The sequence below is a fragment of the Pseudomonas sp. SJZ074 genome, assembly GCF_007828215.1.
Lineage (GTDB): Bacteria > Pseudomonadota > Gammaproteobacteria > Pseudomonadales > Pseudomonadaceae > Aquipseudomonas.
In genome coordinates this window covers 124,314-145,479 of the sequence record NZ_VIUE01000010.1, presented here as the reverse complement: position 1 = coordinate 145,479, position 21,166 = coordinate 124,314, and the positions used below count along the sequence as shown (strand labels likewise).

The following is a 21,166-nucleotide window of genomic DNA, read 5'->3' as shown; positions in this document are numbered from 1 at the left end:
CAGAAAACATCTAACTCATTGAAACTCAAGGAGTTTTCCGTTTCGACTGCGCCGGAAGTGGGGCGAATTATAGAGACTCAGAATCTGCCGTCAACCCTTAATTACGCTTTTCTATCCATACGCGACATCCGCCAAAATGAAATCCACCTTATATATAGACGCTGCCATTGAAAGTGCGCAGTATATTGCTCAACACAATCACCTTCACTGCCCTTACTTTGGACAAGCCTCCGTAATGAATTCCCCACATCGCAGCCTGGCCTCCACTATGTACCCGGTTGCCCTGCTTCTAATTGCCATGGCATCCATCCAGTCCGGAGCGTCCCTGGCCAAAAGTATGTTTCCGGTAATAGGCGCCCAAGGCACAACGACGTTACGACTCATTTTTGCCAGCATCATCATGCTGTTGCTACTGCGTCCCTGGCGCGCCAAGCTGACAGCCCAGTCCCTGCGCACCGTGGTTGTCTACGGGATGGCACTGGGCGGCATGAACTTCCTCTTCTATATGTCAGTCCGCACGACGCCGCTGGGAATCGCTGTGGCGTTGGAGTTTACCGGCCCCTTGGCGGTGGCTATTTATAATTCACGCCGAGCAATCGACTTCCTTTGGATTGCCCTGGCGGTCACCGGCCTGCTCCTGCTGATACCGACGGGAGCCACCACCGCCAGCATCGACCCAGTCGGCGCCGGCTACGCATTGGGCGCGGGCGTCTGCTGGGCGCTCTACATCCTGTTTGGCCAGAAAGCCGGGGCGGACAATGGCGTGCAGACTGCCGCGCTCGGGGTAGTAATCGCAGCCCTGTTCGTAGCCCCTATCGGCATCGTCCATGCCGGGGCCGCGCTGCTGACACCGAGCCTGATTCCTGTCGCCATTGGCGTGGCCATTCTCTCCACGGCCCTGCCCTACACCCTCGAAATGATCGCCTTGACCCGCCTGCCTGCCCGCACCTTCGGCACGCTGATGAGCGTCGAACCCGCCGTCGCCGCCCTTTCAGGGTTCGTATTCCTCCAAGAGCACTTGTCCCTGGCCCAATGGATGGCGATTGGCTGCATCATTCTTGCGTCAATCGGTGCAACCCTGACCCTCAATAACGCCGTAAAGCCCGCCATTGCGGCTGATTGAAGGAGGATTTAAAGAAGCTCTGGTATTTGCCGCGCATTTAGGCCATGTTTAGGTCCGTAACCCAATGTCAAACATGGAATTTTTCATACAGGACGTCACGAACGCTTCAAGCGCAAGCGAATGTAGTCATACGTGGACAGAGATCCACGACGGCGTTAAGGACGGGAATGAAACGAATCTTGATATTGGTCGCCGTACTTGCAGTTGCGGGCTGCGCGGCGACAACGAAAACTGAAGTCAAACGCGGCAAGAAAGCTCTGCACATCAATTGCTCCGGCCTGACGTCGTCCTGGGACCAATGCGCCGCGAGTGCCGCCAACTCATGCGCCCCCAAGAACTACAAGGTCATCGCCAAGTCGGGGGACGCGGTCGAAGAGCCAGGGGATTACCCTTTCGGGCTCAATCCCGCCGGCTACACCAGCCGCAGCATGATCGTCATCTGCAAGTAGCGAACAGTCCTTAACCCACTCGCTGCTCGGCCATTCGACGGTTTATTTCCTCCTGGCAGGACTCGAGGACATTACGCTGGATTTGCGGCGTGACCAGCATCCGCGCAACAACCAGCGCCCCAACGCATTGCGCCAGAATGGCCCAGGCCAGGCTGTCGCTTTCCAGTATCCGCGCCCAGCTCTCATGCAGACGACAGATCCACGTTTGCGCAGCCTCTCGCACCTGCACATCCGAGCGTGCGATTTCAGCGCCGAGCACCGGCAGTGCGCAACCGGCCTCAGGTCGTTCGACATGACTCATGCTCAGGTACTGCTTGAGACAACGCTCCAACCTGGCCGAGTCCAGGACATGATCACCGCTCAGACGTTCCAGGCTTTGGGTCAGCTCCCGCTCGACAATGGCCTTGAAAAGCTCGTCCTTGGAGGAAAAATGACTATAGAACGCCCCGCCGCTCAATCCGATCGCCTTCATCAAGCCATCAACGCCCACTGTCGAAAAACCGGCTTTCTTGGCGGATACGGCGCTGCTGGCCAGCAGCTTTTCCCGGGTTTCCATTTTGTGATTGGCTGAATAACGCATGAATCCTGCCTCTGCTCGCTCAACTTGACGTACACCGGAGCGTAGCATAACGTTCGTTAAGTTAACGATCGTTTACCAATGAGGTGAATCATGGATAACAAGAAGGTCGTACTGGTTGTTGGCGCGGGGGATGCCACGGGCGGCGCAATTGCAAAACGTTTCGCGCGGGAAGGATTCATAGCGTGCGTGACCCGCCGTAGCGCCGACAAACTCGCCCCGTTGGTCGAAGCGATACGCGCCCAGGGTGGCGAAGCCCACGGCTATGCTTGTGACGCGCGCCAGGAAGACGACGTGATCGCGCTCATCGAGCAAATCGAGACCCAGATCGGCCCCATCGAGGCGTTTGTCTTCAACATCGGCGCCAACGTGCCCTGCAGCATTCTGGAAGAGACCGCGCGTAAATATTTCAAGATCTGGGAGATGGCCTGCTTCTCAGGTTTTCTCAACGCCCGGGAAGTGGCGAAACGCATGGTCAAGCGCCAACGCGGGACCATCCTGTTTACCGGCGCCACCGCGGGCTTGCGGGGCGCCTCGGGGTTCGCCGCGTTCGCCGGGGCCAAACACGGCGTCCGTGCATTGGCCCAAAGTATGGCTCGGGAACTGGGCCCCCTGAATGTCCATGTGGCACATGTGGTGGTGGACGGCGCCATCGACACCGATTTTATCCGCGATAATTTTCCAGAAAAATATGCGACCAGGGCTGAAGACGGCATCCTCGATCCCGAACACATCGCCGAAAACTATTGGTACCTGCATACCCAACCACGCGACGCCTGGACCTTCGAGCTGGACCTGCGCCCCTGGAACGAACGCTGGTAAGCCCCCCATAACAACAAGAGAGCTGTGACCATGAGCAAATCGGTGGAGTTTTTCTTTGATCTTGGCAGCCCGGCGACCTACCTGGCGTATACCCAACTCCCGCAGCTTTGCGCGCACGCCGACAGCGAACTGGTCTACCGCCCCATGTTGCTCGGGGGGGTCTTCAAGGCAACGGGCAATGCATCGCCGATTACCGTGCCGGCCAAAGGCGCGCATATGGCCAAAGACCTGGATCGCTTCGCCAAGCGTTACGGCGTGGCTTTCAGGCTCAATCCGTACTTTCCGATCAACACGCTGTCGTTGATGCGCGCCATTACCGGCATGCAACTGCGTCATCCTGAACGTTTCACGGCGTTCATCGATTGTCTGTTCCATGCCCTATGGGTCGACGCCCGCGACCTCAGCCATCCGCCGACCGTAGCTGCGGTGATGCAGGGAGGTGGTTTCGACCCAGGCCATGTGCTGGCGCTGACGACTGACGAGCAGGTCAAGGAAGCACTCAAGGCCACCACCGACGAAGCCATTGCCCGTGGCGTGTTCGGTGCCCCGAGCATGTTCGTCGGTGATGAACTGTTCTTTGGCCAGGATCGCCTGGACTTCGTCCGAGAAGCCCTCGGCTGATCCCCGGCGTCAGACTGCCGCCGTGCGCGTGTGCAGCCATTGCAGTGCGCTGCCTTCCAGCAACGGGCTCAGGCGACGCTGAACCTCGGCATGATAGGCATTGAGCCAGGCCTTTTCATCCTGGGTCAGCAACGACGGTTCCAGGCAACGCGTGTCGATCGGACACAGGGTCAGGGTTTCAAACTCAAGGAATTCACCGAACTCACTGCTCCCCGCCTCGCGGTTCAAGGCCAGGTTCTCGATGCGCACCCCCCAGCGTCCCGGACGATAAGTCCCCGGCTCGATGGAGGTAATCATGCCTGGCTGCATGGCCGTCTGCGGCGTGGGAGCCGCCTGGTAGGCGATGACCTGCGGTCCCTCGTGAACATTCAGGAAATAACCGACACCGTGACCGGTACCGTGACCGTAATCCACCTGTTCGGCCCAGATCGGCGCCCGTGCGATGGCATCCAGCAGCGGCGACAGAATGCCACGCGGGAATCGAGCCCTGGACAAGGCAATTACCCCTTTCAACACACGCGTGCAGTCACGTTTCTGCTCAGTGTTGGGCGTTCCGACCGGGACCATGCGGGTGATGTCGGTGGTGCCACCCAGGTATTGGCCACCCGAGTCGATCAACAACAACCCATCGCCCTCGATGACCGCATGGGCTTCTTCCGTGGCGTGGTAATGGGGCATCGCACCGTTGGCGTTGAAAGCGGCAATGGTGTTGAAGCTCAGGGAGACAAAATCCGGCCGGCGTTTGCGAGCCGCGGTCAGGTGTTCATCGATGGTCAGTTCAGTGATGCGCTCGCGACCCCAGGCACTTTCCAACCAGGCGAAAAACTCACAGAGCGCTGCGCCATCCTGCTCCATCGCGCGACGGATATGCTCGGCGTCGGCCAGGCTCTTGCAGGACTTGGCCAGCGTCGTGGGATTGAGCCCTTCCACCAGCTTCACGCCACTGCCCAGGTTATCCAGCAAACCGACTGTAACCCGGGCCGGATCGACCAGCAGGCTCGCGCCACCCGGCACGTCACGTAACGCGCTCGCTGCTTCGCTGTAATCACGCAGGGTTACGCCGTCCTGCTCCAGGACCGCACGCAACGGGCCATCGACCTTGTCCAGGGCCACGAACAAGGTTGCCTGCTGCTGGCTGATCAAGGCAAACGAGACAAACACGGGATTGAACGACACATCCGCACCGCGCAGGTTGAACAACCAGGCAATGTCGTCCAGCGTGGCGATGAAGTGCCAGTCGGCACCACGCGCCTTGAGGGTTTCACGCAGCTTGGCGAGTTTCTCGACCCGGCTGACGGTCGCCTGGGGTGGGAGGTGTGCGTATACCGGCTGGTCAGGCAGGCTTGGACGATCGGGCCAAGCCTCATCCAGCAGATCGATGTCGGTGCGCAAACGCGCGCCTCGCTCCGCGAGCTTGCTGCCCAAGGTTCGGGCCGACGCCACAGCCATTACCGCGCCATCGACCGCGACCACCCCGCCTTCAGGCGTCTGTTCGGCCAGCCAGTCCAGGGGGCCGGGTTGGCCCGGAATGAGCTTGACCAGTTCAATACCACTGCCCTTCAGTTCCTGAGTGGCCTGTTCCCAATAACGACTGTCGGCCCAGACCCCGGCGAAGTCCTTCGTCACGATCAAGGTCCCGACCGAGCCATGGAAGCCCGACAACCACTGCCGGCCCTGCCAATAGCCCGGCAGGTATTCCGACAGATGCGGATCAGCCGACGGCACCAGCAGCGCGTGGATGCCCTCCCGGCTCATCAGTTGGCGGATTCGCACCAGACGCTGGGGAACCAGTCCATGGGTCAAAGGCTCGGTACTCATCGTTTCTCCTGTCTATCAATATTATTGTTCGAGGCCCAGGCAACCGGCTCAGGGGCTACTGACCCAGAATGCCGGTGCCGCGACGCAGGCGGCCTTGATCAGCCGCACGGCCTCGTCGATATCCTGTTCACGGGTAAAGCGCCCCAGGCTCAGGCGAATGGTCCGCCCAGCCGCGCAAGCATCGAGCCCCAAGGCCAGCAGCACATGGGACGGTGTGTTGTTCGCCGAGTTGCAGGCTGATGTGGCGGAAAAAGCGAGCGAAGCGCCCAACGCGGCCGGGTTGAACTCACCTTCATGGAACGTCAGGCTCAACGTATGGGGAATGCGCTGGGTCGCACTGCCGTTGATGCATACACCGGGCAGGGCCAGCAACGGCTCAAGCAAACGATTGCGCAAACGGGTGATTTTGTCGAGCTCGTCGTCGAACGACTGGGCCGCCAGCTCGAAAGCCGCGCCCATGGCCGCGATCTGGTGAGTCGCCAGGGTGCCCGAGCGAAAACCGCCTTCGTGCCCGCCCCCATGGATCTGCGCCGACAGGCGCGGTCGGGCACGGTCGCCGACGTAGAGCGCGCCGATGCCTTTGGGGCCATAGATCTTGTGCGCGGAAAAGGACATCAGGTCCACCGGCCAGCGGGCCAAGTCAATCCAGACCTTGCCCGCGCCCTGGGCAGCATCCACATGGAACAACGCGCCGTGGCCACGGACAAGCTCGCCGATGGCCGCAACGTCATTGACGGTGCCCAGCTCGTTGTTCACCAGCATCAGCGACACCAGGAAGGTGTCCTCGCGCAGGGCTTCGCGGACAGCGTGCGGACTGATCAGGCCATCGGCATCCGGAGCCAGCCAGGTCACCGCGACGCCGCTCTCTTCGAGCTGCCGGGCCGTATCGAGAATCGCCTTGTGTTCGATCAGGCTGGTGATGACATGACCGCCGGACGCCCCGCGCGCCTGGGCCACACCCTTGAGGGCCAGGTTGTTGGATTCGGTGGCGCCGGAAGTCCAGACGATCTGCTGCGCCTGTGCTCCCACCAACTGCGCCACCTGCTGACGCGCCCGTTCCACCGAGCGCCGGGCCTCCTGTCCGAAGGCATGGGAGCTGGAGGCCGGATTGCCGAAGTTGCCGTCGAAGCCCAGGCATTCGACCATGACCTGGATGACCCGCTCATCCACCGGTGTAGTGGCGGCGTAATCGAAATATAAAGGACGTTTATTCATGGAAAACTCGCAGAGCCTGTTCCGGGATCGAGCGCTCTCGTTGGGTTCGAGGTTACTACCCGATCAACCTTAAAGAAGTGAGACTTCATTTAAAAGTGCGTAGGAACGCTCCTGAACAGCGAGCTTAGCAGGCATCCAGTCGAAGCTCAGCCCCTCATCTCATGCTTTCGAGCAATAACGGATACAGCGAGGCCACCAGTAACAACGCCATTGCCCAGTTGAACAGACGCAGCCAGCGACGATCACGCAGCAGATTGCGCAACAGGCTGCCGCAGACCACCCACAGGCTGACACTGGGCAGATTGATCAGGGCGAAAACGGCCGCGATCACCACCACATTGAAAAAGTAGCCTTGCAGCGGCGTGTAGGTGCTGATGGCACCGATGGCCATGATCCAGGCCTTGGGATTGACCCATTGGAATGCCGCGGCGCCCCAATAGCTGATTGGCGTGCGTTTCCCTGACTCGCTCTCGGATACCGGACCGGAGTGGGCAATTTTCCACGCCAGGTACAACAGGTACGCCGCGCCAACGTAGCGCAGTACGGTGTACAGCAGCGGATACGCCTGGAACACCGCGCCCAGGCCAAAGCCCACCGCCAGCACCAGGACAAAGAAACCGCAGCTGATGCCCAGCATATGAGGGATGGTGCGGTTGAAGCCGAAATTCACGCCCGAAGCCAACAACATGGTGTTGTTGGGGCCCGGTGTGATCGAGGTGACAAGGGCAAACAGGGCGAAGCCCAGCAGCAGGTCCAGCGAAAGGGTCATGGCGGTCAGTCCGTCGTGTGGTCAGGTGATGACCCTACTCTTGGTCCTGTCGCAAACCCATGGACAGTTAGGTAAAACTTCCGGCGGTACAGTCTCTCAGCTTGGCTTTCCGGGCAGTTGCACGGGTTGGCCGGCGCTCATTTCACCGCGATCGTCAAAACCAGTGTTTTTCTGCGACGGCCCAAGCAGCTCGGCTTTTTTCGCGTGGTACTCGTCGAACGACAGGCCCCGGCGATTCAGGGCTTCAAGGGCCAGTTCGCGGGTTTCTTCGGCGGTGTAGGGACGCAGTTCAGGTGACGAGGCGGCGCAACCGCTCAATACGACGGCGACCAACAGCAGCGAAACGGCAAGGATACGATTCATGACAAGTGTCCGGTGTCGTGGGGCGATGAACAAAGGCTACCCGCCGGCCCTGTACGGCAGAAATCAACCCTCTTGATAGTGGGTATCGCCCCTCCGGATCCCTCATTACCCTCAACCAACCAGCTGACACTGCAGCGCATTATCCGGGCTGCGTTCGATGCTGCGGATTACCTGGAACGAGCCGAACGTCACGGCTTTGGCCCGGTGAGCCTGAATCAGCCGCCAGAAATCCTGCTCGCCGCTTTCAAACCGTCGAAACGCCGCCTCACCCGCTTCCCGGGTTTGCCATTGCAAATAGTTGAGCACGCGCCTGCCGTCCTCGCTGACCTGGATGCTGGCACTCAGGAAGCCCTGATGATCCTGCGCCAGGCGCTCGGTCTGTTCCGACAGGGCTGTAACCAGCGCCTGTTGCCAGTGAGGCTCGATGTCGAATTCGATCAGCTGGGTGAAACTGCGATTGTTCCTTGTCGATTGCATGAAAGGTCCTCGATACACGTCAGGTGAATCTTGCGATCCGAAGGCGTGCAGCGTAAAACCTCTACTTAAGTCAAGGTCAAGCAATGAATTCGCTATGACACAGATAGATGTCCATAAAGAACTCACCGTGGGCCAATTGGCTGCCCGCAGCGGCGTGGCCGTTACCGCCCTGCACTTCTATGAAGCCAAGGGGCTGATCAAAAGTACCCGCAATCAGGGTAACCAACGCCGCTATCCACGAGGAGTATTGCGGCGCGTGGCACTGATCAAGGTCGCCCAACGCCTGGGCATTCCCTTGGCGGAGATCGGCGAGGCGTTGAAGTCCTTGCCGGACAACCGCGCCCCAACGGCTGCCGATTGGCAGACCCTGTCGGCGCAGTGGAGCCAGAACCTGGATGAACGCATCAACCAATTGATCGCATTGCGTGATCGGCTGAACGGTTGTATCGGTTGTGGATGCCTGTCGATGGAGGCCTGCCCGCTGCGCAACCAGGGCGATGTGCTAGGTGAACGTGGGCCGGGCGCGCATCTGCTGGAGCCGTGAGGCGTTCGTCGGGACCTGGGGCGACTCGAAATCGCTGGCCTATAGTGAATGGGCGCAAATCGACGAAGCCTCTCTTCGCCCGATACAAAAAGGAGAAACGTCATGGGCGTCAAAGCCATTCCTGAAGGTTTCCACAGCATTACGCCCTACCTGGGCATTCATAAAGCCGCCGAAGCCATCGAGTTCTACAAAAAAGCCTTCAATGCCACTGAAGTGATGCGCCTGGCAATGCCTGACGGAGGTATCGGCCATGCCGAACTGCGGATCGGCGGCAGCCCGATCATGCTCGGCACACCCTGCGATCAAGGCCCGCTGCGCAATCCGGACCAATCGCCGTCAGTAGGCCTGCATTTATATGTCGAGGATGTGGACCGCATGTTTGCCCAGGCGATTGCCGCCGGCGGCACAGTGATTGCAGAGGTCAAGGATCAGTTCTATGGCGATCGCTCCGGCAGCTTGAAGGATCCCTATGGGCATGTGTGGTTCCTGGCCACGCACAAGGAAGATCTGACTCAGGAACAGATCGAGCAACGGGCCAGGGAGATGTTTCAACAGGGCTGAACCGGGCCCCTGCGAGTCACTCTGTGGGAGCGGGCTAGCGAATGCAGTGTGTCAGCCAATATCAAATACTGGTTGAACCATCGCATTCGCGAGCAAGCCCGCTCCCACAGGGGTAAAAAGGGTGTCAGAAGGTATTGGCCGGTACCCGCACGAACCCTTCCATCAACACCCGCGCGCTACGACTCATGATGGCTTTGGTCACCGTCCACTCGCCGTTGGCCTGGCGGGCTTCGGCGCCGACGCGCAAGGTGCCGGACGGGTGGCCGAAGCGCACGGAGTTGCGCTCGGTACCGCCGGCGGCCAGGTTTACCAAGGTGCCGGAAATGGCTGCCGCAGTGCCGATGGCGACGGCGGCGGTACCCATCATGGCGTGGTGGAGCTTGCCCATGGACAGCGCACGCACGAGCAAATCGACGTCCCCCGCCGCTACGGCTTTGCCACTCGAGGAAACGTAGTCCGCCGGCGGCGCGACAAACGCCACTTTCGGCGTGTGCTGGCGCTGGGCGGCTTCGTCCAGTTGCTTGATCAGCCCCATGCGCAGGGCACCGTGGGCGCGGATGGTCTCGAACATCGCCAGGGCCTTTGGATCACCGTTGATGGCGCCCTGCAACTCGGTGCCGGTATAGCCAATATCCTGCGCATTGATGAAAATCGTCGGGATCCCGGCGTTGATCAGGGTTGCCTTGAGCGTACCAACGCCGGGCACTTCCAGGTCGTCCACCAGGTTGCCGGTGGGAAACATCGAACCGCCCCCACCTTCCTCCTCGGCCGCCGGATCCATGAATTCCAGCTGCACTTCTGCCGCCGGGAAAGTGACCCCGTCGAGTTCGAAATCACCGGTTTCCTGCACCGCGCCATCGGTTATCGGCACATGGGCAATGATGGTCTTGCCGATGTTGGCCTGCCAGATCCGCACCACGGCCACGCCATTTTGTGGAATGCGGCCGGCCTCCACCAAGCCACTGTTGATAGCAAACGAACCCACCGCCGCCGACAGGTTGCCGCAGTTGCCGCTCCAGTCCACGAACGGCTTGTCGATGGACACCTGGCCGAACAGGTAATCGACATCGTGGTCGGCCCGGCTGCTCTTGGACAGAATCACCGTCTTGCTGGTGCTGGACGTCGCGCCGCCCATGCCGTCGATCTGTTTCTCGTACGGATCAGGGCTGCCGATGACCCGCAGCAGCAAGGCATCGCGCGCCGCGCCGGGGACACGGGCGGCTTCGGGCAGGTCCGTCAAATTGAAGAACACGCCCTTGCTGGTGCCCCCGCGCATGTAGGTGGCGGGGATTCGGATCTGTGGTGAAAAGCGCGGTGCGTGAGCCATGAAGCACCTACTCCTTATCGTGGGTTTAAACGGCAACCGCCGATTCAAGAAAGTCCTGGGCAAAGCGCTGCAACACGCCACCCGCTTCATAAATCGACACCTCTTCAGCCGTATCGAGACGGCAGGTCACCGGCACTTCAACGCGTTCGCCGTTCTTACGGGTGATGACCAGGGTCAGCATCGCGCGTGGGGTGCGCTCGCCAATCACGTCATAGATCTCGCTGCCATCGATGCCCAGGGTCTTGCGATCGGTGCCGGGCTTGAACTCCAACGGCAGCACGCCCATGCCCACCAGGTTGGTGCGATGGATGCGCTCGAAGCCTTCGGCGGCAATCGCCTCGACACCGGCCAGGCGTACGCCCTTGGCCGCCCAGTCCCGGGAGGAACCCTGGCCGTAGTCGGCACCGGCGATGATGATCAGCGGCTGCTTGCGTTCCATGTAGGTTTCGATGGCTTCCCACATGCGCATGACCTTACCTTCGGGCTCGACGCGCGCCAGGGAACCTTGCTTGACCTTGCCGTTTTCCTGGACCATTTCGTTGAACAGTTTCGGGTTGGCGAAGGTGGCACGCTGGGCGGTCAAGTGGTCGCCCCGGTGCGTGGCGTAGGAGTTGAAGTCCTCTTCCGGCAGGCCCATCTTCGCCAGGTATTCGCCGGCGGCGCTGTCCAGCATGATCGCATTGGACGGCGACAGGTGGTCGGTGGTGATGTTGTCCGGCAACACCGCAAGCGGGCGCATGCCCTTGAGCGGCCGCGCCCCCGCCAGCGCCCCTTCCCAATACGGCGGACGACGGATGTAGGTGCTTTGCGGACGCCAGTCGTACAGCGGCGTGACTTTCGGCCCGCTGTCTTCCTGAATGGCGAACATCGGGATGTACACCTGGCGGAACTGTTCCGGCTTCACCGCGGCCTTGACCACCGCTTCGATTTCCTCGTCACTCGGCCAGATGTCCTTGAGACGGATTTCCCGACCGTCCACCACGCCCAGCACGTCCTTCTCAATGTCGAAACGGATGGTCCCGGCGATGGCGTAGGCCACCACCAAGGGCGGCGAAGCGAGGAACGCCTGCTTGGCGTATGGATGGATACGTCCATCGAAGTTGCGGTTACCCGACAGCACGGCGGTGGCGTACAGGTCGCGGTCGATGATTTGCTGCTGGATCGCCGGGTCCAGCGCGCCAGACATGCCGTTGCAGGTAGTACAGGCGAAGGCCACCACGCCGAAGCCCAATTGTTCCAGCTCCTTGGTCAGGCCGGCTTCATCCAGGTACAGCGCCACGGTTTTCGAACCCGGTGCCAGGGACGACTTGACCCACGGTTTGCGGGCCAGGCCCAGGCGATTGGCATTGCGCGCCAGGAGGCCTGCGGCAATGACGTTGCGCGGGTTGCTGGTGTTGGTGCAGCTGGTGATGGCGGCGATGATCACCGCGCCGTCGGGCATCTGCCCCGGTACTTCGGTCCATTGCCCGGCGATGCCGTTGGCCGCCAGATCGGCAGTCGCGACGCGGGCATGGGGGTTGCTCGGCCCGGCCATGTTGCGCACCACCGAGGACAGATCGAAGGTCAGGCCACGCTCGTACTGCGCGCCCTTGAGGCTGTCGGCCCACAGGCCCACGTGCCTGGCATAGGTTTCCACCAACTGCACCTGGGCGTCTTCGCGGCCGGTGAGCTTCAGGTAGTCGATGGTCTGCTGGTCGATGTAGAACATCGCCGCCGTGGCGCCGTATTCCGGGGCCATGTTGGAAATGGTGGCGCGGTCGCCCAGGGTCAGCGCCTGGGCGCCTTCACCGAAAAACTCCAGCCAGGCGCCGACGACCTTCTGCTTGCGCAGGAACTCGGTCAGCGCCAGCACCATGTCGGTGGCCGTGATGCCCGGTTGCAACTTGCCGGTCAGCTCGACACCGACGATTTCCGGCAGGCGCATCCACGACGCGCGACCGAGCATGACGCTCTCGGCTTCCAGCCCACCAACGCCGATGGCGATCACGCCCAAGGCGTCGACATGGGGCGTATGGCTGTCGGTGCCCACGCAGGTGTCGGGGAAGGCGACGCCGTCCCGTTGCTGGATCACCGGGGACATTTTCTCCAGGTTGATCTGGTGCATGATCCCGTTGCCCGGTGGAATCACGTCGACGTTCTTGAAGGCCTTTTTGGTCCAGTTGATGAAGTGGAAGCGGTCTTCGTTGCGGCGGTCTTCAATGACGCGATTCTTGGCGAATGCCTGGGGGTCGAAGCCGGCGCTTTCCACTGCCAGGGAGTGGTCGACGATCAGTTGGGTCGGCACCACCGGGTTGACCTGGGCCGGGTCGCCGCCTTGCTGGGCGATGGCGTCGCGCAGACCGGCCAGGTCCACCAGGGCGGTCTGGCCGAGAATGTCATGACAGACCACCCGGGCCGGGAACCATGGGAAGTCCAGGTCGCGCTTGCGCTCGATCAGTTGCAGCAACGACTCGCCCAAGGTGGCCGGGTCGCAGCGACGTACCAGGTTTTCCGCCAGCACGCGCGAGGTGTACGGCAGGCCGTCGTAGGCACCGGGGCGGATCGCATCCACGGCACCGCGAACGTCGAAATAATCCAGCGAAGTGCCGGACAGCGGTTTGCGAAATTCTGTGTTCATCGTCAGGACTCGGTCACGGTGGGTTCAGAAGGGGCTGGCGCAGCCGTTGAAGTGAACTCGATCAGCTGTGGGAGCGGGCTTGCTCGCGAAGGCGGTGCATCAGTCGACATCGATGTTGAATGTCTGTCCGTCTTCGCGAGCAAGCCCGCTCCCACATGGAGGGTCGGTTCCTTCAGTCGCTACGTCAGCGCCCTCCAGCTCAGCGTTGTTCGATTGGCACGAACTTGCGCTGTTCGACGCCGGTGTATTCGGCGCTCGGTCGGATGATGCGGTTGTTGGCGCGTTGCTCGAACACGTGGGCGGCCCAGCCGGTCAGGCGCGAGCAGACAAAGATCGGCGTGAACAGCTTGGTCGGGATGCCCATGAAGTGGTACGCCGAGGCATGGTAGAAGTCGGCGTTGGGGAACAGTTTCTTTTGTTCCCACATAGTCTTGTCGATGGCTTCGGAGACCGGGAACAGCACAGTGTCGCCCACTTCATCGGCGAGTTTTTTCGACCAGCCCTTGATCACCTCGTTGCGCGGGTCGTTGTCCTTATAGATCGCGTGGCCGAAGCCCATGATCTTGTCCTTGCGCGCAAGCATCGCCAGGGTGCCCTTGATCGCCGCTTCCGGCGAGTCGAAGCGCTCGATCATTTCCATCGCCGCTTCGTTGGCACCGCCATGCAATGGGCCTCGCAGCGAACCGATGGCGGCAGTGATGCAGGAGAACAGGTCCGACAGCGTGGAGGCGCAGACCCGGGCGGTGAAGGTCGAGGCGTTGAACTCATGCTCGGCGTAGAGAATCAGCGATACGTTCATCACCTTGACGTGCAACTCGCTCGGTTTCTTGCCGTGCAGCAGGTGCAGGAAATGTCCGCCGATGGATGCTTCGTCGGTCACGCATTCGATGCGCTGGCCCTGGTGGCTGAAGCGATACCAGTAGCACATGATCGCCGGGAACGCAGCGAGCAGGCGGTCGGTCTTGTCGTGCTGTTCGGCAAAGCTTGCCTCGGGTTCCAGGTTGCCGAGAAACGAGCAACCGGTGCGCATCACGTCCATCGGATGGGCGTCGGCGGGAATGCGCTCCAGCACTTCCTTCAGAGCCTGGGGCAGATCGCGCAACTGACGCAGTTTGCGGACATAGCCATCCAGTTGTGCCTGGGTCGGCAGCTCGCCGTACAGCAACAGGTAGGCCACTTCTTCGAATTGCGCATCAGCCGCCAAATCGCGGACGTCGTAACCGCGATAGGTCAGGCCGGCACCGGACTGGCCCACGGTGGACAAGGCGGTTTGCCCGGCTACCTGGCCACGGAGCCCGGCGCCACTGAGTACTTTTGCTTCGGCCATTTGCTGTCTCCAATCTTGGATTTGTTAGGGATCGCGACTTACTTCTTCGCAGCGAACAACGCATCGAGCTTCTGCTCGAAGGTGTGGTAGTCGATGCGATCGTAGAGCTCCATGCGGGTCTGCATGGTGTCGATGACATTCTGTTGCGTGCCGTCGCGGCGGATCGCGGTGTAGACGTTTTCGGCGGCCTTGTTCATGGCGCGGAACGCCGACAGCGGGTACAGCACCAGGGACACGTCGGCACCGGCCAGTTGTTCGGTGGTGTACAGCGGCGTCGCGCCGAACTCGGTGATGTTGGCCAGGATCGGCGCCTTCACGCGGCTGGCGAACAGCTTGTACATCTCCAGTTCGGTAATCGCTTCGGGGAAAACCATGTCGGCACCGGCCTCGATGCAGGCGGCCGCACGGTCCAGCGCGGACTCCAGGCCTTCCACTGCCAAGGCATCGGTGCGGGCCATGATCACGAAGCTGTCGTCGGTGCGGGCATCGACGGCGGCCTTGATACGGTCGACCATTTCCTGCTGCGAGACGATTTCCTTGTTCGGCCGATGGCCGCAACGCTTGGCGCCGACCTGGTCTTCGATGTGGATCGCCGCCGCACCGAACTTGCTCATCGACTTGACGGTGCGGGCCACGTTGAACGCCGAGGAACCGAAACCGGTGTCCACGTCCACCAGCAACGGCAGGTCGCACACGTCGGTGATCCGGCGCACATCGGTCAGCACGTCATCCAGGCCGGTGATGCCCAGGTCCGGCACGCCGAGAGAACCGGCCGCCACGCCACCGCCCGACAGGTAGATCGCCTTGAAGCCGGCGCGCTTGGCCAGCAACGCATGGTTGGCGTTGATCGTGCCGACCACCTGCAACGGATGTTCGCTGGCGACCGCGTCGCGGAATCGCTGGCCTGGAGTGCTGTTGCTCATGACTCACCTCGTTCAGTGGCGGCGCTGTCCTGGAAATGGCGCGCGATGTTGCGTTTGGAAGCGCCGATGTGCCGGCGCATCAATAATTCAGCCAGTTCGCCATCACGGTCGGCGATGGCATCGAGAATCCGGTGGTGCTCGGCAAAGGCCTGGCGCGGACGGTTAGGCGTGGTGGAAAACTGGATGCGGTACATGCGCACCAGTTGATACAGCTCGCCGCAGAGCATTTGCGTCAGGGTGCGGTTGCCGCTGCCCTGGATGATCCGATAGTGAAAGTCGAAATCGCCTTCCTGTTGGTAATAGCCGACACCAGCCTGGAATGCCGCGTCGCGCTCGTGGGTTTCCAGTACCTGACGCAGCTCTTGGATTTCCGCCAGGGTCATGCGCTCTGCCGCCAAGCGGCAGGCCATGCCCTCCAGGGACTCGCGGATTTCGTAGAGTTCCAGCAGCTCGGCATGGCTCAAGGAAACCACCCGAGCCCCTACATGCGGCACCCGTACCAGCAGGCGCTGGCCTTCCAGGCGATGGATGGCTTCGCGCAGCGGGCCCCGGCTGATGCCGTAGGTGCGCGCCAGCTCGGGCTCGGAAATCTTGCTGCCAGGGGCGATCTCGCCTTTGACGATGGCGGCCTGGATACGCCGGAAGACGTTTTCGGAAAGGGTTTCCGAATCGTCCTGGGCCGGCACCGGCGCTTCGAGCTGATCGAGCATATTGTCGACACCTTTTTAATCAATATGGCAAAAAGTACCCAAACATAACGTAAACGTCAAAACAAAAAACAACATTGTCGACAATCTTCCAATAAACACCTTCTACACAACCGCCCCTTGGCCGGGTTTGCAACGTCCGGTCGGCGGTGGCGTCAGAAAACCACCGTGCTAGAATGCCGCGCTGTTTGCCGCTCTCCTGCTCTAATAGAGAGAAGGCTACCGAAGGAGCTTGTGCAGTAATGCCAGGGCCTGAACCGATAAACGGAACGCCGTGCACCAGGATCTATGACATTCAAGCCCTTATCCGCTGTCCTCTGCTTCATGTGCCTGCCGGGGCTCGCCGCGGCGGGTGAAAAGACCGTGTACGGCCTCAACGAATACGCAGCGCTGCAGGGCATCGACCTGGAGGTGGCCGCCAAGCTGGACACCGGTGCCAAGACCGCCTCCCTCAGTGCCCGCGATATCAAGCGCTTCAAGCGCAATGGCGAATCCTGGGTGCGTTTCTATCTCGCCATCGACGCGGCCCATTCGCACCCCATCGAACGTCCGCTGGCCCGGGTCAGCAAGATCAAACGCCGCGCCGGTGACTACGACCCGGAAGAAGGCAAGAAATACACGGCCCGGCCGGTCATCGAACTGGATATCTGCATGGGCTCGGCCCTGCGCAGCATCGAAGTGAACCTGACCGACCGCAGCGCCTTCCAATACCCGTTGCTGATCGGTTCCGAGGCGCTCAAGCGCTTCGACGCACTGGTCGACCCCAGCCTCAAATACGCTGCCGGCAAACCCGCCTGCACCACTGCCGCTCTTACCGCAGAGTAATTTCCAATGCGCTCCCTTACCCTCCATTTGAAAATGCTGATCGCCATCCTGGTGGTGCTGGGCCTGTCGGTGACGGCCTATCAGATTTTCGTGCTCGGCATCCCGGTGACCGAAGACGCCACGGACGACCTGTGGAACATCGACGCCAAGGTCGAGTTCGTGCCCAACGCCAAGGACCCGGTGAAGATCCAGATGTTCGTGCCGCCCCTGAGCCGCGACTATGTCAGCCTCAACGAGAGCTTCATTTCCAACAATTACGGCGTAGCGGTGAACCGGATCGACGGCAACCGCAAGGTGACGTGGTCGGCCCGCCGGGCCAAGGGCAACCAGACCCTCTATTACCGCCTGGTGCTGACCAAGCGCTACAGCGCCGACAAAACCAAGGTCAAGGGACCGACCTTCCGCGACAGCATCGCCATCGAAGGCCCGGAGAAGATCGCCGCCGAAGCCCTGCTCGCGCCGATCCGCCAGCACTCGGCCGACGTCGAGACCTTCATCAGCGAAGCCATCAAGCGGGTCAACAACCTCAACGACGACAATGTCAAACTGTTGCTGGCCGGCGACCCGTCTTCGAGCAACAAGGCCAGAATCGTCGAACTGGTGCTGTCCATCGCCCACGTGCCGGTGGAAAAGGTCCACACCATCCGCCTGGTGGCCGACCAGCCACAGACACCGGAACTGTGGCTGCGCAGCTTCAACGGCACCGACTGGCTGTATTTCAACCCGGACACCGGCGAACAGGGCCTGCCCACCGACCGTCTGCTGTGGTGGACCGGCGATGAGAACCTGATCACCGTCGATGGGGGCAAGAAAGCCACCGTCACCTTCAGCATGAACAACAGCGAGATGAACGCCATTCGCCTGGCCAAGCTGACGGACGAGAACACCGACGCCAACTTCCTCGAATATTCGCTCTACGGCCTGCCCCTGCAAACTCAGCAGACGTTCATGATCATGGTGATGATTCCCATCGGCGTGCTGGTGATCCTGGTCCTGCGCAACCTGATCGGCCTACAGACCCTGGGAACCTTTACCCCGGTGCTGATTGCCCTGGCTTTTCGCGAAACCCAGCTGGGCTTCGGGATCGTCCTGTTCACGGTGATCACGGCCCTGGGCCTGTCACTTCGCTCCTACCTGGAACACCTCAAGTTGCAGATGCTGCCGAGGCTTTCGGTGGTGCTGACGTTCGTGGTGGTGCTGATCGCCGCCATCAGCCTGTTCAGCCACAAGCTGGGCCTGGAGCGAGGCCTGTCGGTGGCGCTGTTCCCGATGGTGATCCTGACCATGACCATCGAACGCCTGTCCATCACCTGGGAAGAGCGCGGCGGCGGCCATGCCATGAAAGTCGCCATCGGCACCCTGTTCGCCGCATCCCTGGCGCACCTGATCATGAGCGTGCCGGAGCTGGTGTACTTCGTTTTCACTTTCCCGGCGATCCTGCTGATCCTGGTAGGCTTCATGCTTGCCATGGGTCGTTACCGCGGCTACCGCCTGACCGAGCTGGTACGGTTCAAGGCCTTCCTCAAGGCTGACTCGTAATGTTCGGTTTCTGGAAAACCTGGAAGGCCCTGGAAGCCCGGGGCATCATGGGCATCAACCGGCGCAATGCCGACTACGTGCTCAAATACAACAAGCGCAGCCTGTACCCCATCGTCGATGACAAGATCATCACCAAGGAACGGGCCATCGCCGCCGGCATCCACGTACCGGAACTGTACGGAATCATCTCCACCGAAAAGGAGATCGACAAACTGGACGGGATCATCGGCGGGCGCACCGACTTCGTGATCAAGCCCGCCCAGGGTGCCGGTGGCGACGGCATCATCGTGATTGCCGACCGCTTCGAAGGCCGCTATCGCACCGTGTCCGGCAAGATCATCAGCCATGAGGAAATCGAGCACCATATTTCCAGCATCCTCACCGGCCTGTATTCCTTGGGCGGACACCGTGACCGGGCGCTGATCGAATACCGCGTGGTGCCGGACCAGATCTTCAAGAGCATCAGCTACGAAGGCGTGCCGGACATCCGCATCATCGTGCTGATGGGCTATCCGGTGATGGCCATGCTGCGCCTGCCGACCCGCCAGTCGGGCGGCAAGGCCAACCTGCACCAAGGCGCTATCGGTGTAGGCGTGGACCTTGCCACCGGCCTGACGCTGCGCGGCACCTGGCTGAACAACATCATCGCCAAACACCCCGACACCACCAACGCGGTGGACGGCGTGCAACTGCCCTACTGGGACGGTTTCATGAAACTGGCTGCCGGCTGCTATGAGCTGTGCGGACTGGGCTACATCGGCGTGGACATGGTGCTGGACCAGGAAAAAGGGCCGTTGATCCTGGAACTGAACGCCCGGCCGGGGCTGAACATCCAGATCGCCAACGACTGCGGCCTGACCTTGCGCACCCATGCAGTAGAAGCACACCTGGAAGAGCTCAAGGCCCGGGGGGTGGTTGAGACCGTGGAGGAGCGGGTGGCGTTTGCCCAAAAGTTGTTTGGGCATATTCCGCCGGTTGAGGGCTGATCTCTCTAAACCTGCACACTGCAAATTATTTGGACCGGGGACATTGTGGACTTGTGGCGAGGGGATTTATCCCCTCGCCACAGAATGTTCTCATCACAAATACTTCCCCCAGTCATCATCGACAGCCACAGACGTGCCCATCTCCGACATCCCTCTAGGAGCAAATCCTACAGGGGATTACAATCGCTTCCCCGCCTGAATGGCTGACCCGCCCCGCCCATGCCAACCTGCTCCGTATACCCGCTGCCATACCGCACCAACCCCGCCGAGTATTTCGCGGCAATCCGTCATGCCCCGGGCAGCGTGCTGCTCGACAGTGGCCGGCCGAGTGCCGAGCGTGGGCGTTACGACCTGCTCAGCGCCTGGCCGCTGGCACAATTGGCGGTGTTGCCGAACGAGAGCGGCAGCGATTTCCTGCAACGCCTGCGCATTCAGCTGACGCAACTGGGCGACGCGGCGCTGCCGGCCACGGTGCAATTGCCCTTCGCCGGCGGCCTGATCGGCTACTTGAGTTACGACTTCGGTCGACGCCTAGAAACTTTACCGTCCCACGCCCAGGACGACCTGCAACTGCCCGACGCGCGTTTTGGCGTGTACGACTGGGCTTTGATCAGCGATCACCAGGCGGGCACCAGCCAACTGGTGTTCCATCCCCATTGCAGCGAAGACGAACGCCAACGCCTGATCGCCCTGTTCAGCCAGCCGACCACCGTCGCCGTTCCCCCGTTCAGCCTTGAAGGACCGATGACGCCGGACCTCAGCGCCGAAGCCTACCGACAATCGTTCGAACGCATCCAGGCGTATATCCAGGCCGGCGACTGCTATCAGGTCAACTTTGCCCAACGCTTCCGCACGCCCTGCCAGGGTGATGCCTGGGCCGCCTACCAGGCGCTGCGCACGGCATGCCCGACACCGTTTTCCGGTTTCCAGAGCCTGCCCGACGGCGGTGCGGTGCTGAGCCTGTCGCCGGAACGTTTCGTCAAAGTCAGCGAAGGCCAGGTGGAAACCCGGCCGATCAAGGGCACCCGCCCCCGCGGCACAACGCCCAAGGAAGACGCGGCCCACGCCGCCGAACTGCTGGCCAGCCCCAAGGACCGCGCGGAAAACCTGATGATCGTCGACCTGTTGCGCAACGACCTGGGCCGCACCTGCCGGACCGGCTCGGTGCGGGTGCCGGAACTGTTCAGCCTGGAAAGCTACCCGAACGTGCATCACCTGGTCAGCAGCGTGACCGGCGAACTGGCCGACGGCAAAGATGCCCTGGATCTGATCGCCGGCAGCTTCCCCGGCGGCTCCATCACCGGCGCCCCGAAGATCCGCGCCATGCAGATCATCGACGAACTCGAACCGACCCGGCGCGGACTTTATTGCGGTTCGTTGCTGTATCTGGACGTGCGCGGGGAAATGGACAGCTCCATCGCCATCCGCAGCTTGCTGGTCAAGGATGGACAGGTGTGTTGCTGGGGTGGCGGTGGGATTGTCGCGGATTCGGACTGGCAGGCGGAGTATCAGGAGTCGATTACCAAGGTCAAAGTGCTGCTCGATACTCTGCAGAGCCTTTGAGCATAGACACACA

General features: G+C 61.3%; 21 protein-coding genes. 10 read left to right on the top strand and 11 right to left on the bottom strand.

Translation table 11 applies throughout. The features are described from left to right. The first annotated feature begins 235 nt into the window (after positions 1-235). Entirely contained in the window at positions 236-1,123 is an 888-nt protein-coding gene (gene rhtA / locus FBX99_RS13715; protein ID WP_144931441.1) for a threonine/homoserine exporter RhtA, read from the top strand. 167 nt (positions 1,124-1,290) lie between these two features. Further along, positions 1,291-1,572 carry a hypothetical protein gene (locus tag FBX99_RS13710; protein ID WP_144931440.1) on the top strand — a complete coding sequence of 94 codons (282 nt, stop codon included), beginning with the start codon at positions 1,291-1,293 and terminating at the stop codon, positions 1,570-1,572. A 10-nt stretch (positions 1,573-1,582) separates the two neighbouring features. Here the strand turns inward: FBX99_RS13710 and FBX99_RS13705 are convergent, their stop codons facing one another. Continuing rightward, positions 1,583-2,152, bottom strand: a complete 570-nt coding sequence (locus tag FBX99_RS13705) for a TetR/AcrR family transcriptional regulator (RefSeq protein WP_144931438.1) — start codon at positions 2,150-2,152, stop codon at positions 1,583-1,585. A gap of 90 nt (positions 2,153-2,242) precedes the next feature. Between FBX99_RS13705 and FBX99_RS13700 the strand changes: the two genes are divergently transcribed. Next, positions 2,243-2,971: an SDR family oxidoreductase gene (locus FBX99_RS13700; protein WP_144931436.1), complete on the top strand. Its 729-nt coding sequence runs from the start codon at positions 2,243-2,245 to the stop codon at positions 2,969-2,971. 30 nt (positions 2,972-3,001) lie between these two features. Beyond that, positions 3,002-3,592, top strand: a complete 591-nt coding sequence (locus FBX99_RS13695; RefSeq protein ID WP_144931434.1) for a 2-hydroxychromene-2-carboxylate isomerase — start codon at positions 3,002-3,004, stop codon at positions 3,590-3,592. A 9-nt stretch (positions 3,593-3,601) separates the two neighbouring features. On the opposite strand, the gene FBX99_RS13690 is transcribed toward FBX99_RS13695, so the two are convergent. From FBX99_RS13690 to FBX99_RS13670, 5 genes are all read right to left on the bottom strand, one after another. Further along, positions 3,602-5,410, bottom strand: coding sequence for an aminopeptidase P family protein (locus FBX99_RS13690; RefSeq protein ID WP_144931432.1), 1,809 nt, complete (start codon positions 5,408-5,410; stop codon positions 3,602-3,604). Positions 5,411-5,458: 48 nt separating this feature from the next. Further along, positions 5,459-6,625, bottom strand: coding sequence for a cysteine desulfurase family protein (locus tag FBX99_RS13685; protein ID WP_144931430.1), 1,167 nt, complete (start codon positions 6,623-6,625; stop codon positions 5,459-5,461). A gap of 154 nt (positions 6,626-6,779) precedes the next feature. After that, positions 6,780-7,394, bottom strand: a complete 615-nt coding sequence (locus FBX99_RS13680; protein ID WP_144931428.1) for a LysE family translocator — start codon at positions 7,392-7,394, stop codon at positions 6,780-6,782. Between the two features lie 96 nt (positions 7,395-7,490). Beyond that, a complete protein-coding gene (locus FBX99_RS13675; RefSeq protein ID WP_144931426.1) occupies positions 7,491-7,757 on the bottom strand; it encodes a hypothetical protein in 267 nt (88 codons plus the stop codon). A gap of 111 nt (positions 7,758-7,868) precedes the next feature. Continuing rightward, entirely contained in the window at positions 7,869-8,234 is a 366-nt protein-coding gene (locus tag FBX99_RS13670) for an antibiotic biosynthesis monooxygenase (RefSeq protein ID WP_144931423.1), read from the bottom strand. Positions 8,235-8,328: 94 nt separating this feature from the next. Between FBX99_RS13670 and soxR the strand changes: the two genes are divergently transcribed. Then, positions 8,329-8,778 (top strand): redox-sensitive transcriptional activator SoxR, encoded by a 450-nt coding sequence (gene soxR, locus FBX99_RS13665; protein ID WP_144931421.1) that lies wholly within the window; start codon positions 8,329-8,331, stop codon positions 8,776-8,778. A gap of 102 nt (positions 8,779-8,880) precedes the next feature. Beyond that, positions 8,881-9,339, top strand: coding sequence for a VOC family protein (locus FBX99_RS13660; protein ID WP_144931419.1), 459 nt, complete (start codon positions 8,881-8,883; stop codon positions 9,337-9,339). A 124-nt stretch (positions 9,340-9,463) separates the two neighbouring features. On the opposite strand, the gene prpF is transcribed toward FBX99_RS13660, so the two are convergent. From prpF to FBX99_RS13630, 5 genes are all read right to left on the bottom strand, one after another. Next, on the bottom strand, positions 9,464-10,666 hold the full coding sequence (gene prpF, locus FBX99_RS13655) for a 2-methylaconitate cis-trans isomerase PrpF (protein ID WP_145131793.1): 1,203 nt from the start codon (positions 10,664-10,666) through the stop codon (positions 9,464-9,466). A 25-nt stretch (positions 10,667-10,691) separates the two neighbouring features. Beyond that, a complete protein-coding gene (gene acnD / locus FBX99_RS13650) occupies positions 10,692-13,283 on the bottom strand; it encodes a Fe/S-dependent 2-methylisocitrate dehydratase AcnD (RefSeq protein ID WP_145131791.1) in 2,592 nt (863 codons plus the stop codon). Positions 13,284-13,482: 199 nt separating this feature from the next. Continuing rightward, positions 13,483-14,610 carry a 2-methylcitrate synthase gene (prpC, locus tag FBX99_RS13640; protein ID WP_144931414.1) on the bottom strand — a complete coding sequence of 376 codons (1,128 nt, stop codon included), beginning with the start codon at positions 14,608-14,610 and terminating at the stop codon, positions 13,483-13,485. A 38-nt stretch (positions 14,611-14,648) separates the two neighbouring features. Then, a complete protein-coding gene (prpB, locus tag FBX99_RS13635) occupies positions 14,649-15,533 on the bottom strand; it encodes a methylisocitrate lyase (RefSeq protein ID WP_145131789.1) in 885 nt (294 codons plus the stop codon). Then, complete coding sequence (locus FBX99_RS13630; RefSeq protein WP_144931410.1) at positions 15,530-16,243, bottom strand: GntR family transcriptional regulator; 714 nt, start codon at positions 16,241-16,243, stop codon at positions 15,530-15,532. The genes prpB and FBX99_RS13630 overlap by 4 nt, the downstream gene beginning before the upstream one ends. 285 nt (positions 16,244-16,528) lie before the next feature. On the opposite strand from FBX99_RS13630, the gene FBX99_RS13625 reads away from it, so the two are divergent. The 4 genes from FBX99_RS13625 to pabB all read left to right on the top strand — a co-directional run bounded on the left by FBX99_RS13625 (position 16,529) and on the right by pabB (position 21,153). Beyond that, positions 16,529-17,065, top strand: a complete 537-nt coding sequence (locus tag FBX99_RS13625) for an ATP-dependent zinc protease (RefSeq protein ID WP_047699233.1) — start codon at positions 16,529-16,531, stop codon at positions 17,063-17,065. A 6-nt stretch (positions 17,066-17,071) separates the two neighbouring features. Then, positions 17,072-18,604 carry an inactive transglutaminase family protein gene (locus FBX99_RS13620; RefSeq protein ID WP_144931408.1) on the top strand — a complete coding sequence of 511 codons (1,533 nt, stop codon included), beginning with the start codon at positions 17,072-17,074 and terminating at the stop codon, positions 18,602-18,604. After that, complete coding sequence (locus FBX99_RS13615; protein ID WP_144931406.1) at positions 18,604-19,590, top strand: alpha-L-glutamate ligase-like protein; 987 nt, start codon at positions 18,604-18,606, stop codon at positions 19,588-19,590. The genes FBX99_RS13620 and FBX99_RS13615 overlap by 1 nt, the downstream gene beginning before the upstream one ends. Before the next feature lie 219 nt (positions 19,591-19,809). Continuing rightward, positions 19,810-21,153 (top strand): aminodeoxychorismate synthase component I, encoded by a 1,344-nt coding sequence (gene pabB / locus FBX99_RS13610; RefSeq protein WP_144931404.1) that lies wholly within the window; start codon positions 19,810-19,812, stop codon positions 21,151-21,153. Positions 21,154-21,166: the final 13 nt, after the last annotated feature.

Excerpts from the sequence above, each read along its gene's own strand:
- rhtA (WP_144931441.1), top strand. The coding sequence starts at position 236 with ATGAATTCCCCACATCGCAGCCTGGCCTCCACTATGTACCCGGTTGCC.
- FBX99_RS13710 (WP_144931440.1), top strand. The coding sequence starts at position 1,291 with ATGAAACGAATCTTGATATTGGTCGCCGTACTTGCAGTTGCGGGCTGC.
- FBX99_RS13705 (WP_144931438.1), bottom strand. The coding sequence starts at position 2,152 with ATGCGTTATTCAGCCAATCACAAAATGGAAACCCGGGAAAAGCTGCTG.
- FBX99_RS13700 (WP_144931436.1), top strand. The coding sequence starts at position 2,243 with ATGGATAACAAGAAGGTCGTACTGGTTGTTGGCGCGGGGGATGCCACG.
- FBX99_RS13695 (WP_144931434.1), top strand. The coding sequence starts at position 3,002 with ATGAGCAAATCGGTGGAGTTTTTCTTTGATCTTGGCAGCCCGGCGACC.
- FBX99_RS13690 (WP_144931432.1), bottom strand. The coding sequence starts at position 5,410 with ATGAGTACCGAGCCTTTGACCCATGGACTGGTTCCCCAGCGTCTGGTG.
- FBX99_RS13685 (WP_144931430.1), bottom strand. The coding sequence starts at position 6,625 with ATGAATAAACGTCCTTTATATTTCGATTACGCCGCCACTACACCGGTG.
- FBX99_RS13680 (WP_144931428.1), bottom strand. The coding sequence starts at position 7,394 with ATGACCCTTTCGCTGGACCTGCTGCTGGGCTTCGCCCTGTTTGCCCTT.
- FBX99_RS13675 (WP_144931426.1), bottom strand. The coding sequence starts at position 7,757 with ATGAATCGTATCCTTGCCGTTTCGCTGCTGTTGGTCGCCGTCGTATTG.
- FBX99_RS13670 (WP_144931423.1), bottom strand. The coding sequence starts at position 8,234 with ATGCAATCGACAAGGAACAATCGCAGTTTCACCCAGCTGATCGAATTC.
- soxR (WP_144931421.1), top strand. The coding sequence starts at position 8,329 with ATGACACAGATAGATGTCCATAAAGAACTCACCGTGGGCCAATTGGCT.
- FBX99_RS13660 (WP_144931419.1), top strand. The coding sequence starts at position 8,881 with ATGGGCGTCAAAGCCATTCCTGAAGGTTTCCACAGCATTACGCCCTAC.
- prpF (WP_145131793.1), bottom strand. The coding sequence starts at position 10,666 with ATGGCTCACGCACCGCGCTTTTCACCACAGATCCGAATCCCCGCCACC.
- acnD (WP_145131791.1), bottom strand. The coding sequence starts at position 13,283 with ATGAACACAGAATTTCGCAAACCGCTGTCCGGCACTTCGCTGGATTAT.
- prpC (WP_144931414.1), bottom strand. The coding sequence starts at position 14,610 with ATGGCCGAAGCAAAAGTACTCAGTGGCGCCGGGCTCCGTGGCCAGGTA.
- prpB (WP_145131789.1), bottom strand. The coding sequence starts at position 15,533 with ATGAGCAACAGCACTCCAGGCCAGCGATTCCGCGACGCGGTCGCCAGC.
- FBX99_RS13630 (WP_144931410.1), bottom strand. The coding sequence starts at position 16,243 with ATGCTCGATCAGCTCGAAGCGCCGGTGCCGGCCCAGGACGATTCGGAA.
- FBX99_RS13625 (WP_047699233.1), top strand. The coding sequence starts at position 16,529 with ATGACATTCAAGCCCTTATCCGCTGTCCTCTGCTTCATGTGCCTGCCG.
- FBX99_RS13620 (WP_144931408.1), top strand. The coding sequence starts at position 17,072 with ATGCGCTCCCTTACCCTCCATTTGAAAATGCTGATCGCCATCCTGGTG.
- FBX99_RS13615 (WP_144931406.1), top strand. The coding sequence starts at position 18,604 with ATGTTCGGTTTCTGGAAAACCTGGAAGGCCCTGGAAGCCCGGGGCATC.
- pabB (WP_144931404.1), top strand. The coding sequence starts at position 19,810 with ATGCCAACCTGCTCCGTATACCCGCTGCCATACCGCACCAACCCCGCC.